The sequence below is a fragment of the Kitasatospora aureofaciens genome, from assembly GCF_019192735.1.
Lineage (GTDB): Bacteria > Actinomycetota > Actinomycetes > Streptomycetales > Streptomycetaceae > Kitasatospora > Kitasatospora aureofaciens_A.
Window position 1 is genome coordinate 1 of record NZ_JAHTKP010000081.1, and the last position, 15,195, is coordinate 15,195.

The window sequence follows — 15,195 nt, forward strand, 5'->3', positions numbered from 1 at the left end:
TCAACTCAATTCCGTCGGCCGTACGCAGTGACTCCATGAGGCGGAGTAAGTCAGACTGGGACAAGGCCATCGCGCACCCCCTGGTGAACTCGCCGTTCTACTCAGAGAGTTGCGCGATGGCTCTCCCATGACCAGGGGTTACTCCAAGATCCTTGCTACACCACTCCACGGGACGCCATCGGATGCGAGGGCACTGGGCCCGAGGAAGGGCCCCGGGGAACCGGGTCAAGAATCCGCCAAGACCGCCAAGACCGCCGAGTTCGCCGAAGGCACGTGGAAGGTGCGGCCGTGAGGGCCTGACGACCCCGCGGCGCGCGCCGGGACGGTAGGGCCCGCCTGACACAAATCCACTGACAGGAGGTGACAGTGGACCGGCTCTAGCCTCCGGGCCATGAACAACTTCGACTTTCTCCACAGCTCCTGGGACCTGACCGACCGCCGGCTGACCGGGCTTCCGGTCGGCGGTGACAACGGTGAACGGTTCCCCGGCTGGGAGCTCAACCGGGTCATGGAGCCCAGCCGGGCCCGGTCGGGGGACGCCTCGTGACCATCGTCGAACTCCGCCAGTACACCCTCCGTCCGGGCGCCCGCGACACCCTGATCGAGCTCTTCGAGCGGGAGTTCGTGACCGGGCAGGAGACCGCGGGCATCACCGTCGGCGGCCGGTTCCGGGACCTGGACGACCCGGACCGCTTCGTCTGGCTGCGCAGCTTCCCGGACATGGCGGAGCGGGCGCGAGCGCTCCAGGCCTTCTACTACGGCCCCGTCTGGCAGGCCCACCGCGAGGCGGCCAACGCGACCATGCTGGACTCGGACGACGTCCTCCTGCTGCGCGGTCCGGGCTTCACCGCCCCGGACGGCGCCGGGCCGGTCGTCGCGACCGTCTGCCATCCCCTGGACGCCGCCGCCTTCGCCGACCACTTCGAGCAGCATCTGCGCCCGGAGCTGGCCGCCGCGACACCGGCACTGGCGGTTCACCGCACCGAGCACGCGGAGAACACCTTCCCCGCCCTGCCCGTGCGGACGGGCGAGGACGTCCTGGTGTGGTTCACCGTGGGCGACACAGCACCCCTGCCGGACCTCTCCGTGCACCTGAAGTCCGCACCGCAGCAGCTGCGCCTCGCACCGGTGCGGAGACACGTGGAGGGGTGTTGATCAGGCGGGCTTGGGGTCGGCAGCTTAGGTTGAGGGGCGAGGCCGTTGAGGGCACGGGCGAGGAGAAGCATGCGCCGGTACCGGAACTACTGGGTCTACAGCTGCGGGCTCGGCGTGGCCTGGGCGGTGGTGCTCGGTCTGACAGCGGTATTGCGCGGGGAGTCGGCACTGCGCAGGGCGCTGCTCGTCTTCGGCGGCTTCTGCATCGGGTGGGTGAGCACGACGATCGCTCGCTACGTCTACCCGCCACCGAAACGCTGGATGTCGAAGGAGCTCCCGGCGCCAAAAGCGACTGCTCAAGACGGCTCCTGACCGGGTCGCCTCCGCCGCTCTGAAGGCCGGGCCGGCACCTCCCACACAGGTGCCGGCCCGGCCCATCAACGGCGCTGCGGTCAGCGGGTGTCGAACGAGGTGTCGTCGATGACGAAGATGCGGGTGCCCGGCGCGTTCGGGTCCAGGGCGAGGCAGCACGGGCCGACAGATATCGGCCCGTGCTGCCTCATCTCGCCGGTTGAACCTGGGCCTGCTCGGCGAACTACTGGACGGAGGCGTTGGGCGTCCGGCCGTTCTGGGCCTGCTGGGAGCGGGCCGCGAACATGCGGGCGAGTTCGGTGGCGTTCTCCGCGTCGTGGGAGTCCGAGGAGCGGGGGCGGTAGGACACCATCAGAACGGTGCTGCCGGACTTGACCAGGATGTCGGTGTTCTGGTCGTTCCTGTGGGCGGTGGAACGGTCGCCGACCGCCGGGACGGCCACGGGGTCGGCGCTGGAGTCCTTCTGGTAGGAGGCGAGGAGCAGGTCGTACGCCTTGTCGGCCCAGGTGGGGCTGGGGCCGGCGATGATCCTGAACTGCGCCCGGGTGTTACCGGTGTCGTTGTGGAAGGTGGCGGTTCCCGAGGCCACGGTCTGCGCGCACAGGTCCGCCTCCGCCGCGTTCGAGCCGCCGTGGCAGTCGCCCGGGGGTTCGGCGGTGGGCGCCCGGTCCTGGCGCCAGCCGGCGGGGACGGCGTGCAGGTCGGGCAAAACGGACTGGACCTGGGCCGCGCTGGTCAGCGGTGCTGCCGCGCCGAGCGGGCCGCCGGGCATGCCGAGGTGCTGGGGCTGGCCGGAGTTGAGGTGGATCCCGAGCGCGATGAGGGCGGCGGCCACGACGAGAACGGCGATCAGCACCCCCACGTTGCCGCGCCGGCGGGTGGTCCTGATGTCGCCGCCTGCGACGGTGTTGTTCGCGCCCATCGCGGTCTGCCCGGACGTCCAATGACCGCCCCCGAGCATCGTCACCGGTGCCCCCGCGGGCGGCGGTGGCTCGGTCGTGGCCACGGACAGCCGGGCCCGGAGGTTGGCGGCCAAGCCGGGGTCCCAGCCGAGCAGTTCGCCGACCGCCCGGGTCAGGTTCTGCTGGGCCTGCGGGTCGCCCGGGGTCGCGTCCACCTGGTCGGCAGCCTGCGCCCAGTGCGGCGCCTGCCGCAGGCCCTCCTGCACGCGCGCGACCGCCTCGCTCCCCAGCGCGGCGCCGGCCGCCCCGACCGTGTGCGACGCGGCCTGCACCAGCGCCTGGACCACCATCGCGACGAGGTTCGAGCCGTCCCCCGTTGTCATGCATACCCCCCGAGCTGAAATGACGTCGGGGACACTGTGGCACTACTGCACGGGTCGCGCACAGACCTCGTCCAACGGAGACCGAACCGCAATCCGGGCCGCCGCTTCGCCGCCCGAATATCGCCGCCCGAATATCGCCGGGGACGGTTACCAGGGGCGGGCCGGCTCGTTCTCCAGCCGGAAGTCCTCACCGCCGAACCCTGTCCGAACCCGGTCCGGGCCCCGCCCCGGCCGCCGAAAAAACGATTCTGCAGCACCCGACCACCCCGCCCCGCCGCACCACACCACCCGAGGATGAGGAATGAACGAACCGCACGAGATGCCCGGCGCCCCACAGGAAGACGCCTGCGCCGACGAGGAGTTGGTGCTGTACATCGACCTGGAGGCGGTCGCCTGCCCCGGCCTGCTCGTCTCCGTGCCCGCCCGCCTGCGGTACCGCCCCGAGGACCCGTACGCCATCTGCCTCGACACCCACGTGGACCTCGACGAGCCGATCACCTGGATCTTCGCCCGCGAACTCCTCGCCACCGGCCTCACCGGCTGGTCCGGCCTCGGCGACGTCACCGTCCACCGCGGCACCGGCCCCGGCTCGCACACTCTCTTCATCGCCCTGAGCGCCGACGACACCACCGCCGTCCTCCGCGCCCCCGCCAGCCTCGTCGCCGCGTTCCTGACCGCGACCGAGCACCTCGTCCCGTACGGCTCCGAGACGCTCCACGTCGACGTGGACGACCTGATCCTGCGCCTGATGGAGGCCGACGGCCCGCCGCTCGTGTGACATACGGACGCGATCGCCCACGACAGACCCCGCCCCGACGGTGCTGCTGGTGACGATCGGCCTGCTGCCGGGGCGGACAGGCGGCCACCCGGTGAGGTACCCGGTGGCCTGGTAGCGTGCGCGCAAGTCGTCGGCGATCAGGCGCAGTTGCGCGGCCTCGGGGGTGCGGCCGGCGGACTGGGCGGGGCCCATCATGGCGGCGGGGTTGGTCCAGCGTTCGTCGGGGCCGAGCAGTTCGTCCAGGGTCTCGCGGCTCGGGCCCGAAACGAGGTACGCGGCGAGGTAGTCGTGCAACGCGGTCAGGGCCGGTCGCGGGCTGGCAGCGCTGCGGACGCCGTAGCGCCCGGCGGCGCCCGGCCCCGGGGCCGGGCGCCGCCATCGACACCGTGCGGGCAGGAGCCGTCAGCCCCCCACGTACGCCGCGAGATGCTCCCCCGTGAGGGTGGGCCGCTTGGCGACGAGGTCGGCCGGGGTGCCCTCGAAGACGATCCGGCCGCCGTCGTGCCCGGCGCCCGGGCCGAGGTCGATGATCCAGTCGGCGTGCGCCATGACCGCCTGGTGGTGCTCGACGACGATGACCGACTTGCCGGAGTCGACGAGCCGGTCGAGCAGCCCGAGCAGCTGCTCGACGTCGGCGAGGTGCAGGCCGGTGGTCGGCTCGTCGAGCACGTAGACGCCGCCCTTGTCGGCCATGTGGGTGGCCAGCTTGAGCCGCTGCCGCTCGCCGCCGGAGAGCGTGGTGAGCGGCTGCCCGAGGCTGAGGTAGCCGAGCCCGACGTCGGCGAGTCGGGTGAGGATCGCGTGCGCGGCCGGGGTGCGGGCCTCGCCCTCGCCGAAGAACTCCTCGGCCTCCGTCACCGACATCGCGAGCACCTCGCTGATGTCGCGCCCGCCGAGGTGGTACTCCAGCACCGACGCCTGGAAGCGCTTGCCCTCGCAGTCCTCGCAGACGCTGGCGACACCCGCCATCATCGCGAGGTCCGTGTAGACGACGCCGGCGCCGTTGCACGTCGGGCACGCGCCCTCGGAGTTGGCGCTGAACAGCGCCGGCTTTACACCGTTGGCCTTGGCGAAGGCCTTGCGGATCGGGTCGAGCAGCCCGGTGTACGTGGCCGGGTTGCTGCGGCGCGAACCGCGGATCGCGCCCTGGTCGATCGACACCACGCCGTCACCACTCGGAATCGAGCCGTGCACGAGGGAACTCTTGCCGGAGCCTGCGACGCCGGTGACCACGACGAGCACCCCGAGCGGGATGTCGACGTCGACGTCACGCAGGTTGTGCGTGGTCGCGCCGCGAATCTCCAGCGCGCCGGTGGGCGTGCGCACCGTCTCCTTGACGGAGGCCCGGTCGTCGAGGTGACGGCCGGTGATGGTGCCGCCGGCCCGCAGCCCTTCCACCGTGCCCTCGAAGCAGATGGTGCCGCCGCCCGTACCGGCGCCCGGGCCGAGGTCGACGACGTGGTCGGCGATCGCGATCGCCTCCGGCTTGTGCTCCACGACGAGCACCGTGTTGCCCTTGTCCCGCAGCCGCAGCAGCAGGTCGTTCATCCGCTGGATGTCGTGGGGGTGCAGGCCGATGGTGGGCTCGTCGAAGACGTACGTGACGTCGGTGAGCGAGGAGCCGAGGTGGCGGATCATCTTGACGCGCTGCGCCTCGCCGCCCGACAGCGTGCCGGACGGCCGGTCGAGCGAGAGGTAGCCGAGCCCGATCTCGACGAACGAGTCGAGGGTGTCCTGGAGCGAGGTGAGCAGCGGCGCCACCGAGGGCTCGTCGAGTCCGCGGACCCACTCGGCCAGGTCGCTGATCTGCATGGCGCAGGCGTCGGCGATGCTGATCCGGCCGATCTTCGACGACCGGGCCGCCGCGCTGAGCCGGGTGCCCTCGCAGTCGGGACAGACGGTGAAGGTCACCGCCCGGTCCACAAACGCCCGGATGTGCGGCTGCAGCGCCTCCTTGTCCTTGGCGAGGTACGACTTCTGGATCCGCGGGATCAGGCCCTCGTAGGTCATGTTGATGCCCGCGATCTTCATCCTGACCGGCTCGCGGTGCAGGAAGTCGTGCAGCTCCTTCTTGGTGTACTTGCGGATCGGCTTGTCCGGGTCGTAGAAACCCGACTCGCTGTAGAGCCGGTAGTTCCAGCCGCCCGGCGTGTAGCCGGGGATGGTGAGCGCGCCCTCGGCGAGCGACTTGGTGTCGTCGAAGAGCTGGGTGAGGTCGATGTCGGTGACCGCGCCGCGGCCCTCGCAGCGCGGGCACATGCCGCCGGTGATGGAGAAGCTGCGCCGCTCCTTCACGGTCTTCCCGGCGCGCTCGACCGTGACGGCGCCCGCTCCGCTGATCGAGGGGACGTTGAAGGAGTACGCCTTGGGTGAGCCGATGTGCGGCTTCCCGAGCCGGCTGAACAGGATGCGCAGCATCGCGTTGGCGTCGGTGGCGGTGCCGACCGTGGAGCGCGGGTCGGCGCCCATCCGCTGCTGGTCGACGATGATCGCGGTGGTCAGCCCTTCGAGGACGTCGACGTCGGGCCGCGCCAGGGTGGGCATGAAGCCCTGGACGAACGCGCTGTAGGTCTCGTTGATGAGCCGTTGCGACTCGGCGGCGATCGTGTCGAACACCAGCGAGCTCTTGCCCGAGCCGGAGACGCCGGTGAAGACCGTCAGCCGGCGCTTGGGGATGTCGACGCTGATGTCCTTGAGGTTGTTCTCGCGTGCGCCGTGCACGCGGATCAGGTCGTGGCTGTCGGCATCGTGCGGCGTGGGCACAGGTGCAGGCGCGTGCGCGTCCGTCCTCTTGGCCATGGTCGTCGTGTCTCCAGTTCTGTCGGGCGGGCCCGCCCCCGCGGTCGCCGTCGGGGTCTCCCGGCTCGATCTCACCAACACTCGATGTCACCAACATCGGGAGGGCGCGCCGGGTTCCCGTCGGGGGCAGGCGGGGGCGGGCGGTCAGGGCTGCGTGGCTGCGAGGGCCCGTGGTTGCGAGGCCAGGGGCTGCGAGGCCCGGGGGCTCAGCGGAGCTCGTTGAAGCGGACCAGGTTGCCCGCGGGGTCGCGGAAGGCGCAGTCGCGGAGGCCGTACGGCTGCTCGGTCGGCTCCTGGACGAGCTCGGCGCCGCCCTCCTTCAGCCGGGCGAAGACGCCGTCGAGGTCGGTGGTGGCCAGGGTGATGCGGGCGTACGTGCCCTTGGCCATCATCTCGGTGACTGTGCGGCGCTCGTCCTCGGTCACGCCGTGGTCCATGGCCGGCGGCTCCAGCACGATGGACGTGCCGGGCTGGTCGGCGGGGCCGACGGTGATCCAGCGCATCCGGCCGTTGCCGACGTCGTTGCGGACCTCGAAGCCGAGGAGGTCGCGGTAGAAGGCCAGGGAGACCTCGGGGTCGAGGTGCGGGAGGAAGGTCCAGTGAATGCTGATGTCCATGCCCGCAACGCTAGACGCGGCTCCTGGGCCTGCGCTTCTCCGATCCTGATCGGTCCCGCCGCGTCGCCCAGCCCTGTGCATGCCCGCTCTCGGCGGCCTTCGGACACACCGCAGGCCGGGTCCGTCCCCTGCGCGGACCCGACCGGCGCGCCCCATCGGGCGGTGTGTCTCCGAACCTAGGTGGGGGTGGCTTACCGATCGCTTACCGATCGGCTTACAGGTCGGCCTCCGGGTCGACCTGCACGTCAGCCGCCGTGTGTCAGCGCGCCCGCGCCGCCGTTCGCGGGACCCTCGCCCAGCTCACGGGCCTCCCGCCGCACGCGCTCGGCGGAGTCGGGCAGCCCGGCCGCGGCGTAGGCCCGGCCGAGGGCCTGGAGCGCCTCCGCGAGGAAGGACCGCCAGCCGCGGGCGCGCCACACCAGGACGGACTCCTCCAGGTGCGCGACGGCCGCGGCGTGGTCGCCCGCCGCGAGATCCAACTCGCCCAGGATGCCCAGGGCTTGCGCGAGATGGTGGCCCATGTCGAAGCGCCGGGCGATGGCCAGGGCCGCCTCGGCCGTCTCCCGGGCGCGGTCGTCCCCGGTGGCGGCGTACAGCATGGCCAGGTAGAGCAGCGAGAACGCTTCCACATAGCGGTCGCCGAGGGAGCGGGCCATCGCGAGCGATCGGGTGAGCAGGTCGCGCCCGCGCTCGACGTGGCCCGCCCGGCCGTGGGCGGCGCCCAGGAACTGGATGGCGGTCGCCTCGAAGCGGGTGTTGCCGATCAGCCGTGCGAGTCGCAGCGTCTCGGTCAGGTGGTGGATGGTGCGGTCGATGTCGGTCTCGTTGTACGCGACGGCGATGATCTGGTGCGCCCGGGCCTCGCCGCCCGGGTGGTCGTGGGCGGTGGCGAGGTCCAGGGCCCGCCGGCCTGCGTCCAGCGCCTCCCGGCCCCGCCCCTGGGCGACCAGGCTCCAGGCGCTCAGGACGAGGGCGTCGGCCGCGCCGCGCGGCTCCCCGACCCGCTCGAAGAGGCCCAGCAGCTGCTGGGCGCGGTCGTGCAGGGAGACCATGGTCTGGGTGCCGTCCGCCGGGGTCGTCCAGGTCGTCACCTCGATGAGGCCTCGGGTGAGCACCGCCTCGCCCCGGACGTCGCCGGCCGTCCGGCAGGCCCGGAGGACGGTCTCGTGGGTGGTGCGCCAGTCGTCGTAGAGGCCGCGGACGTCGCAGTACTTCTCCTGGCAGGCGGCCAGGTCCCAGGCCACCGGCACCATGCGCAGCGCCGCCGCCTGCCGGGCGCTCGCGTTCAGGGCCGGCTGCTCGGCTTCGAACCAGGCCATCGGGTCGTCCAGCAGCCGGGCGGCGACGCCGGACGGCAGCGGGTGGCGCGGTGCCTCGCCGTGGATCGGCGCGAGGCACGGCCCGGGCACCTGGTCGGCGGCCTGCTCGGCGAGCCGGAGCCAGGCGCCGAAGGCCCGTTCGAGTGCGGCGGCGCGTACGGTCGGGCCGTCGGTGGTGCGGGCGTGCTCGCGGGCGTACAGGCGGACGAGGTCGTGGAAGCGGTAGCGCAGGTGCGGCTCGGCGCCGGTCTCCTGCAGGAGTTGGGCGTCGATCAGCTCCTCCAGCTGCCGCTCCGCCTCCTCCACCGGGAGGTCGGCCACCGCCGCCGCGACCCACGGCGCGAAGTCGGGCGCGTCGAGCAGGCCGAGCAGCCGGAACGTGTGGCGGGTCGGCTCCGGCAGCCGGGCGTAGCCGACGGCGAAGCCGGCCCGCACGGCGAGGTCCCCGGCCTCCAGCTCGTCGAGCCGGCGCCGCTCGTCGCGCAGCAGGTCGGCGAGCCGGGCCAGGCTCCACCGCGGCCGGGCGGCCAGCCGCGCGCCGGCGATGCGGACGGCCAGCGGCATGCCGCCGCACAGCTCGGCGATCTGCCCGGCGGCCACCGGTTCGGCGGAGACGCGGCGGTCGCCGACGATGCGGCGCAGCAGCATCTCGGCGTGGGACGGGTCGAGTTCGCCGAGGTCGACGAGCCGGGCGCCGGGCAGGGCGGTCAGCGCGGTGCGGCTGGTGACGAGGACGGCCGGGCGGGCGTGCGTGGCCGAGCGGGCGTGCGTCGCGGTGCCCGGGAGCAGCGGGCCGAGCTGGCGCTCGCCGGCGGCGTTGTCGAGGACGACGAGCACGCGGCGGTCGGCGAGCAGGGTGCGGTACAGCGCCGAACGTTCGTCGAGCGACTCCGGGATCTCCCGGGCGTCCGCACCCAGCGCGCGCAGGAAGGCGGCGAGGACGCGGGCGGGCTCGGCCGGCGACTCGTCGGCCCCGCGCAGGTCCGCGTACAGCCGGCCGTCCGGGTAGTCGGCGGCGGCGCGGTGGGCGGTGTGGACGGCCAGCGCCGTCTTGCCGATGCCGCCCATGCCGGCGATCACCGGCATCCGGCCGTCGGCGAGCGCGTCCAGGACTCGTTGGACGGGCTGCTCGCGGCCGGTGAAGTCCGGGAGGTCGGGCGGGAGCTGGGAGGGGGTGCGGGTGCGTGGCCCGGTGTCGTGGTCCCGGGCCAGAAGGGCGAGGAAGACGCGCTGGACCTGCTCTCCGGGCTCGATCCCCAGTTCCTCGGAGAGGCGCTGCCGCAACGCCTGGAACCGGCGCAGCGCCTCGGCCGGCCGCCCGTCCGCCGCCAGCAGCTCAAGCAGGGCGGCCTGCACGGGCTCGTCGAACGGGTACTCGTCCGCGAGCGCCGTGACGGCGGGGACGGCGGATCGGGGCGCGGTTCTCGCCAGGGTCAGCGTGGTGGTCCGGACGGCCTCCTCGACGGACGTCACCAGCGCGTCCTCGCGGTTCACCCGGTCCAGCCCGGCCAGTACCGGCCCGCGCCGCAGCCCGAGCGCCGCCGCCGGCTCCCCGGCGGCCGCCAGCTTCCGGAACCGTCCGAGGTCCACCGCATCGGGCCCGACGCCCAGCCGGTAGCCCTCCCCGTCGGACTCCAGCGCCACCGCGTCGTCCCCGAACTGCCCGAGCCACCCGCGCAGCCGCGACACCCCGGTGTGCACCGCCCCGCGACCGACCCGATCCGCCTGCCCGGCCCACACCAGCTCCAACAGCCGCGCAGCGGAGAGCCGGTCACCCTCGGCGAGCAGCAACGCCCCGAGCAGCCCTCGCACCACCGCAGCCCGCGGCAACGCCTGCGGCACGGAGTCCACGGCGACCACCAGCGGCCCCAGCACCCCGAACGTCATCCCCACTGGCTTCAGCTCCCAACGCTCACCACCCCACCGCCCCCCTTACGACAGTTGACCGACCAACGTGATCATGGTTCGTCGGCGGACAGTAGATCAGACCCCGCCGACAATTCCCCTACCAGGCCGGGCGCGGGTCCTGGCGCTCCGGCGAGAAGCCGGTGGGCGTGGGTGTGTCCGTGCGCCACAGCAGGCCCGGGCTGGGCGGGAACTCGTCGGTGGGCGGTGCCGGCGGGTGGAGGCGGGTGTGGCCGGGGACGCGGAGCTCTGTCAGCTTGCTGTCCTGCATCATCCACAGGCCGAAGCAGTCGTCCTCCTCGTCGTGGATCAGCACCTGCACACTCTCCGGGTGCGGCCACGGCAGGGACTCCAGGTGCCGGAGCAGTCCGGTCCTCGGGCGCATCCGATTGAACTCGATCACCCACGCCTCGACGAAGGTGCTGAGCTGCTCGAACTCGCCGCACCAGGTTCGGGAGTCGTCCGGCAGGGTCAGCGGTGCCATCACCTCGTCCGCGTACGGGGCCAGGACGATGACTTGTGCGATTCGGGACATGCCGAAGTATCGGCACGGCCCGTGAGCCGGCCGCAAGCGAATTCCGTTGCGGCGGCGGCTACGCGGAGCTCTCGGAGGCGCGGTTGTCCTCGACGTGGACGACGTGCAGGTCGGTGCCGTCCTGGTGGCGCTTCGACCGTCCGCTCAGGCCGACGGCGATCTCCGACGGGTCGTGGACCTCGTCGGGCGCGACGTACGTCAGGACGTCGTTGTGGTGGCCGGTCACCACCCATCCGTCGGCGTCCTGGAGATCGATCACGCCGAAGTCCCCGGCCGGGGAACCCGCGTGAACCGGGCCGAACTCTCCGAGGATCCCGGTGGCCTGGTCGGCGAGGTCACCCTCGGGGGCGGTCAGCACGACGCACGTGCCGTGTTGGAACAGCACCCACGACTTGTCCGGGTCGGCGAGGAGGCGGCGCCAAACGTCGATGAGTATCTCGGTCTTCATGGCCTGCATCATGCCGCAGAGAACCGACACGCAGTCACAGTGCCGGAGAAGGAGGACGACGGTCAGCTCCCGCCCCCGCTGCCAGTGCACCGCACCGTCGGCCACCCAGAGCCGGGTCCGGCCCTGGACCAGGATCACGCCCGATGATCTGTCATCCCCCATGAATGATCACCGCACGAGAGCGGCCGCTCCCAGGTGCGGTCGGGACGGTCGTGGCGCAGGGTCGGGGTATGGCCACGATCGTCGTCCTGCTGGAGATGGAGCCCGACCAGGCCCTCGGCGCCGAGGGCGTCGGGCCCGCCGTGCTCCTCGTCCACGCCGCCGGAGCCGACCCGGACGCGCCGGAGGACCCACAGGCGTGGACGCTGTGCGGCCGGGACACCACTCCGATGGAGCACGCGCACTACACCCCCGCCCGGCCGGGCGAGCCGTGGTACCCGCCCGCGCTCCACGACCGGCGATGCCCGGACTGCGAGCGGGCCCTGAGGCTCCGCTGAGGCCGCCGACGGCCGGGACGGTGCGCGACCGGCCCTCCCGACCCGGAACGGTCCTGTCAGTACGGCCAATGCCCCACCTCACCCGAAAAGGTGTGGTCAGCGGGTTTCGAGGTTGTGCGTCATCCGCTCCAGGACGCTGACGGCCGTCCGGTACTCGTCCATCGTGATGCCGGCCGTCGAGAGTTCGCGGAACGCATCGATCCGGGTCTCGACGGCGGTCAGGCGTTCACGGCCGGACGGGGTGAGATCGAGGCGGCCGGGGGCCGGGCGGGTCGCCCAGGCGTCGCCGAAACCAGTGTGCAGGACGGTGTCGATGGCGGCGCCCAACGCAGGGCCGTCCGCGTTGGCGGCGAGGGCGGTGCGGACGTCCGCGTCGGTGGCCTCCGGGGTGTCGCGGATGACGTTGAGGACCTGCCACGCGACACGGGTGAGGCCGAACTCGGCCAGCATGCCGTTCATATAGGCGGTCAGGGCCTTGTCGGTGCGGTTGAGCCAGTAGCCGATGGGCTTCACGGTGTCACTCCTTCGGGAGCGTGAACGCGGCGGAGTTCTCGACGGCCCACTGCCGGAAGCTCCGGGCGGGCGTGCCGAGCAGGGTCTCGGTGGTGTCGCCGATGACGGCGGGCCCGGCGCAGGCGGCGGCCCACAGCGCGAGCAGGGAGCCGACCATCGGGGCGGGCATGAAGCGGCTCATCTGCTGCTCGGCCTCGGCCGGCGTGATGGTCTCGACGGTGACATCGTGGCCGAGGACGTCCGCCAGAGTGGCGAGCTGCTCGCGGAAGGTCATCGACCGGGCGCCGGTGAGGGTGACGGCGCGGCCGGCAAGGCTCGTACCGGTCAGCGCCTCGACGGCGACGTCGGCGATGTCCTCGGGGTGGATCGGCGCGATGTGCGCGGCGGGGTAGGCGAGTTGGACCGGCAGGCCGTGGGCGATCGGGTGTGCCCAGGCGAAGGCGTTGCTGGCGAACGCGTCCGGGCGCAGGAAGGTGCAGGACAGGCCGCTCGCGGTGAGGGCCTGCTCGACCCGGAGGCTGTGCGAGGCAAGCGGGTCGGTCGCGGCGTCGGGGGCGAGCACCGACGCCGACGACAGCAGGACGACGTGCTCGACGCCGGCGGCACGAGCGGCCTCGACGAAGGCGGCGATGCCGGCGGGCTCGGGGTAGAGGAAGACCTTCCGCACGCCGTCGAGGGCGGCCGCGAAGGTGCCGGGCCGGTCGAGGACCAGCTCGACGGCCTCGATGCCGGCCGGGACGGTCAGCTCGGCCGGCTTGGCGCTGGCGGCGCGGACGGGCAGGCCGGCGGCGTGCAGGCGGTCGAGGACGGCCTGTCCGACCTTGCCGCGGGCGCCGGTGATGAGGATGGTCATGGGTCCCCCCAGTTCGATATGCGACCGCAGCTCCTTGCTGCAGCACACATGCATGCTGTCATGCATGTAATTGAGAGTCAACACATGCCTGCCCGAGCTCACGGACCTTACGATGGGCGACATGACGACGAACGAACCCGAGCACCGCACGGCCGAGGACCTGCTGAACGCCGTGGGCCCGGCGTTCTCCAAGCTGCGCCGCACCTCGCTGCTGGAGGTCGAGAACCCCATCTCGGCCAAGGACCTCAGCCGCACCCTGGTCCTGAACCTCGTCCAGCAGCACACCCGGGACTCCGCGCAGGAGATCACCGTCGGCGCGGTGGCCGAACTCCTCGGCGTGGACCCGTCCGTCGCCAGCCGCATGGTCGGCGACAACATCAACGCCGGCTACCTCACCCGCGCCGCCTCCCAGCAGGACGGCCGCCGGACGGTCCTCCACCTCAGCCCGCAGGGCGCCGAGCTCATGGCCCGCCTCCGCCGCCACCAGCGCGACGCCTACGACTACATCACCGCAGACTGGGACGAGCGCGACCGACTGGAGTTCGCCCGCCTGATGCTCAAGTACGTCGACTCCCTCGACCGCCTCGGCGAGCGCGATCCGGGGGACTCGTCGCGCGACCGATGAGTTTTCGCGGCGGGCGACGTTTCACCTTGCAGCCGGCCACGACGGGCCGGCGCAGAACGATCGAGACACGGAACGATCGCCGGCAAAACGATCACCGACAAGGAGACATCGCCATGGACTGGACCCTCGAACTCATCGTCGTCCCCACCGCGGACATCGACCGCGCCAAGCGCTTCTACCTCGACCAGGCCGGCTTCGAACTCCTCGTGGACGTCAACCCGGGCGGCCGGTTCCGGGTCGTCCAGCTCACCCCGCGCGGCTCCGCGTGCGCGATCGCCCTCATGCTGAAGGAGGAGTCGGCGGGCACGCTGGAGGGCCTGCACCTGGCGGTGCCCGACATCAAGGCGGCCCGCGCCGAGCTGGTCGGGCGCGGGGCGGAGGTCAGCAACTTCTTCCACTTCCCGGACGGGCAGCAGACGCCCGGCCTCGACCCGGAGCGGCGCAGCTACGGCTCCTTCTTCTCCTTCGCCGACCCGGACGGCAACGGCTGGCTCGTCCAGGAGGTCAAGCGCCCGGCCAAGGCGGGATGATCAAGGAGCACCTGGGACGTAACACCGAGGATCGGGGACGAGCCATGGGCCGCACGGCAGGCAGCGCGGAAAAGCTCGGCGAGTTGGACGAGGAGGCCTTCACCCGGCTCGCCGAACGGCACCGCCGGGAGCTGCACGTCCACTGCTACCGCATGCTCGCCTCCTACGACGAGGCCGAGGACGCGGTGCAGGAGACCCTGCTGCGGGCCTGGCGGGGGCGGCGCGAGTTCGACGGCGGGCCGCTGGCGCGCGCCTGGCTCTACCGGATCGCGACCAACATCTGCCTCGACCTGCACCGGAGCCGGGCGCGCCGCCCCCAGCGGGCGGCCGCCTCCCCGGAGGTGTCCTGGCTGCAGCCGTACCCGGACCGTCTCCTCGACGAAGCCGCACCGCCCCGGGACGAGCCCGACGCGGCGGCGGTCGGCCGGGAGACGATCGAACTCGCCTTCGTCGCCGCCCTGCAGGCGCTGCCCGGCCGCCAGCGCGCCGCGTTCGTCGCGCGCGACGTGCTCGGCTGGCCGGCGAAGGAGACCGCCGCCCTGCTGGAGACCAGCGTCGCGGCCACCAACAGCGCGCTCCAGCGCGCCCGCGCCACCATGCAGGAGTGCCTGCCGGCCCGCCGCGACGAGTGGACGGGCCGGGAGCTGAGCGCGGAGGAGCGCGACGTGCTCGCCCGCTTCATCGAAGCCCACGAGCGCTGCGACGCGGCCGCGGCGATCGCCATCTCGGCGGAGACGATCCACGTCACCATGCCGCCCTACCCGTCCCGCTACGACGGGATCGACGCGCTGGTGCCCCTGTTGGAGCGGGCCTTCGACACCCCGGCCATGGGCGAGTGGCGCCTGCTGCCGACCGCCGCCAACCGCCTTCCCACCGTGGCGAGTTACCTCCGCGCGCCGGGCGACACCCGGTTCCGGGCGTTCAAGTTCGACGTGCTGCGGGTGGAGCGGGGACGGATCCAGGAGATCACCGTCTTCGGCCCGCACCTGTTCCCGGCCTTCGGCCTGCCCACGGAGCTGTGAAC

16 protein-coding genes are annotated in these 15,195 nt (G+C 72.5%); 8 read left to right on the top strand and 8 right to left on the bottom strand.

Annotation, left to right across the window (positions count from 1 at the left end; all coding sequences use genetic code 11):
• The first annotated feature begins 391 nt into the window (after positions 1 to 391).
• From KV557_RS37500 to KV557_RS37510, 3 genes are all read left to right on the top strand, one after another.
• Entirely contained in the window at positions 392 to 547 is a 156-nt protein-coding gene (locus KV557_RS37500; protein ID WP_218206089.1) for a hypothetical protein, read from the top strand.
• Complete coding sequence (locus KV557_RS37505; protein ID WP_308130268.1) at positions 544 to 1,155, top strand: NIPSNAP family protein; 612 nt, start codon at positions 544 to 546, stop codon at positions 1,153 to 1,155. Before KV557_RS37500 ends, KV557_RS37505 begins: the two co-directional genes overlap by 4 nt.
• 69 nt (positions 1,156 to 1,224) lie before the next feature.
• The gene (locus KV557_RS37510) at positions 1,225 to 1,467 is read left to right on the top strand and encodes a hypothetical protein (protein ID WP_218206090.1); all 243 of its coding nucleotides are present in this window, start codon (positions 1,225 to 1,227) and stop codon (positions 1,465 to 1,467) included.
• A gap of 223 nt (positions 1,468 to 1,690) precedes the next feature.
• Here KV557_RS37510 and KV557_RS37515 read toward each other — a convergent pair whose 3' ends face one another.
• Entirely contained in the window at positions 1,691 to 2,752 is a 1,062-nt protein-coding gene (locus KV557_RS37515; protein ID WP_218206091.1) for a hypothetical protein, read from the bottom strand.
• 301 nt (positions 2,753 to 3,053) lie between these two features.
• Between KV557_RS37515 and KV557_RS37520 the strand changes: the two genes are divergently transcribed.
• Positions 3,054 to 3,530 carry an SsgA family sporulation/cell division regulator gene (locus KV557_RS37520; protein ID WP_218206092.1) on the top strand — a complete coding sequence of 159 codons (477 nt, stop codon included), beginning with the start codon at positions 3,054 to 3,056 and terminating at the stop codon, positions 3,528 to 3,530.
• 402 nt (positions 3,531 to 3,932) lie between these two features.
• Here KV557_RS37520 and KV557_RS37525 read toward each other — a convergent pair whose 3' ends face one another.
• The 5 genes from KV557_RS37525 to KV557_RS37545 all read right to left on the bottom strand — a co-directional run bounded on the left by KV557_RS37525 (position 3,933) and on the right by KV557_RS37545 (position 11,315).
• Complete coding sequence (locus KV557_RS37525) at positions 3,933 to 6,329, bottom strand: ATP-binding cassette domain-containing protein (protein WP_218206093.1); 2,397 nt, start codon at positions 6,327 to 6,329, stop codon at positions 3,933 to 3,935.
• Between the two features lie 206 nt (positions 6,330 to 6,535).
• Positions 6,536 to 6,946 carry a VOC family protein gene (locus KV557_RS37530; RefSeq protein ID WP_218206094.1) on the bottom strand — a complete coding sequence of 137 codons (411 nt, stop codon included), beginning with the start codon at positions 6,944 to 6,946 and terminating at the stop codon, positions 6,536 to 6,538.
• A 245-nt stretch (positions 6,947 to 7,191) separates the two neighbouring features.
• Positions 7,192 to 10,152 (bottom strand): AfsR/SARP family transcriptional regulator, encoded by a 2,961-nt coding sequence (locus tag KV557_RS37535; protein WP_256178536.1) that lies wholly within the window; start codon positions 10,150 to 10,152, stop codon positions 7,192 to 7,194.
• A 118-nt stretch (positions 10,153 to 10,270) separates the two neighbouring features.
• On the bottom strand, positions 10,271 to 10,705 hold the full coding sequence (locus tag KV557_RS37540; protein WP_218206096.1) for a hypothetical protein: 435 nt from the start codon (positions 10,703 to 10,705) through the stop codon (positions 10,271 to 10,273).
• Positions 10,706 to 10,763: 58 nt separating this feature from the next.
• Positions 10,764 to 11,315, bottom strand: a complete 552-nt coding sequence (locus KV557_RS37545; protein ID WP_308130269.1) for a hypothetical protein — start codon at positions 11,313 to 11,315, stop codon at positions 10,764 to 10,766.
• A 68-nt stretch (positions 11,316 to 11,383) separates the two neighbouring features.
• Between KV557_RS37545 and KV557_RS37550 the strand changes: the two genes are divergently transcribed.
• Positions 11,384 to 11,650: a hypothetical protein gene (locus KV557_RS37550; protein ID WP_218206097.1), complete on the top strand. Its 267-nt coding sequence runs from the start codon at positions 11,384 to 11,386 to the stop codon at positions 11,648 to 11,650.
• A 96-nt stretch (positions 11,651 to 11,746) separates the two neighbouring features.
• Here the strand turns inward: KV557_RS37550 and KV557_RS37555 are convergent, their stop codons facing one another.
• Both KV557_RS37555 and KV557_RS37560 read right to left on the bottom strand, forming a co-directional pair.
• Complete coding sequence (locus tag KV557_RS37555; RefSeq protein ID WP_218206098.1) at positions 11,747 to 12,163, bottom strand: MarR family winged helix-turn-helix transcriptional regulator; 417 nt, start codon at positions 12,161 to 12,163, stop codon at positions 11,747 to 11,749.
• A gap of 4 nt (positions 12,164 to 12,167) precedes the next feature.
• Positions 12,168 to 13,016 (bottom strand): SDR family oxidoreductase, encoded by an 849-nt coding sequence (locus KV557_RS37560; protein ID WP_218206099.1) that lies wholly within the window; start codon positions 13,014 to 13,016, stop codon positions 12,168 to 12,170.
• Positions 13,017 to 13,137: 121 nt separating this feature from the next.
• On the opposite strand from KV557_RS37560, the gene KV557_RS37565 reads away from it, so the two are divergent.
• The 3 genes from KV557_RS37565 (at position 13,138) to KV557_RS37575 (ending at position 15,193) form a co-directional block, all read left to right on the top strand.
• Complete coding sequence (locus KV557_RS37565) at positions 13,138 to 13,641, top strand: MarR family winged helix-turn-helix transcriptional regulator (protein ID WP_218206100.1); 504 nt, start codon at positions 13,138 to 13,140, stop codon at positions 13,639 to 13,641.
• Between the two features lie 113 nt (positions 13,642 to 13,754).
• Positions 13,755 to 14,171, top strand: coding sequence for a VOC family protein (locus tag KV557_RS37570; RefSeq protein ID WP_218206101.1), 417 nt, complete (start codon positions 13,755 to 13,757; stop codon positions 14,169 to 14,171).
• Positions 14,172 to 14,215: 44 nt separating this feature from the next.
• Entirely contained in the window at positions 14,216 to 15,193 is a 978-nt protein-coding gene (locus tag KV557_RS37575) for an RNA polymerase subunit sigma-70 (protein ID WP_218206102.1), read from the top strand.
• Positions 15,194 to 15,195 lie beyond the last annotated feature (2 nt).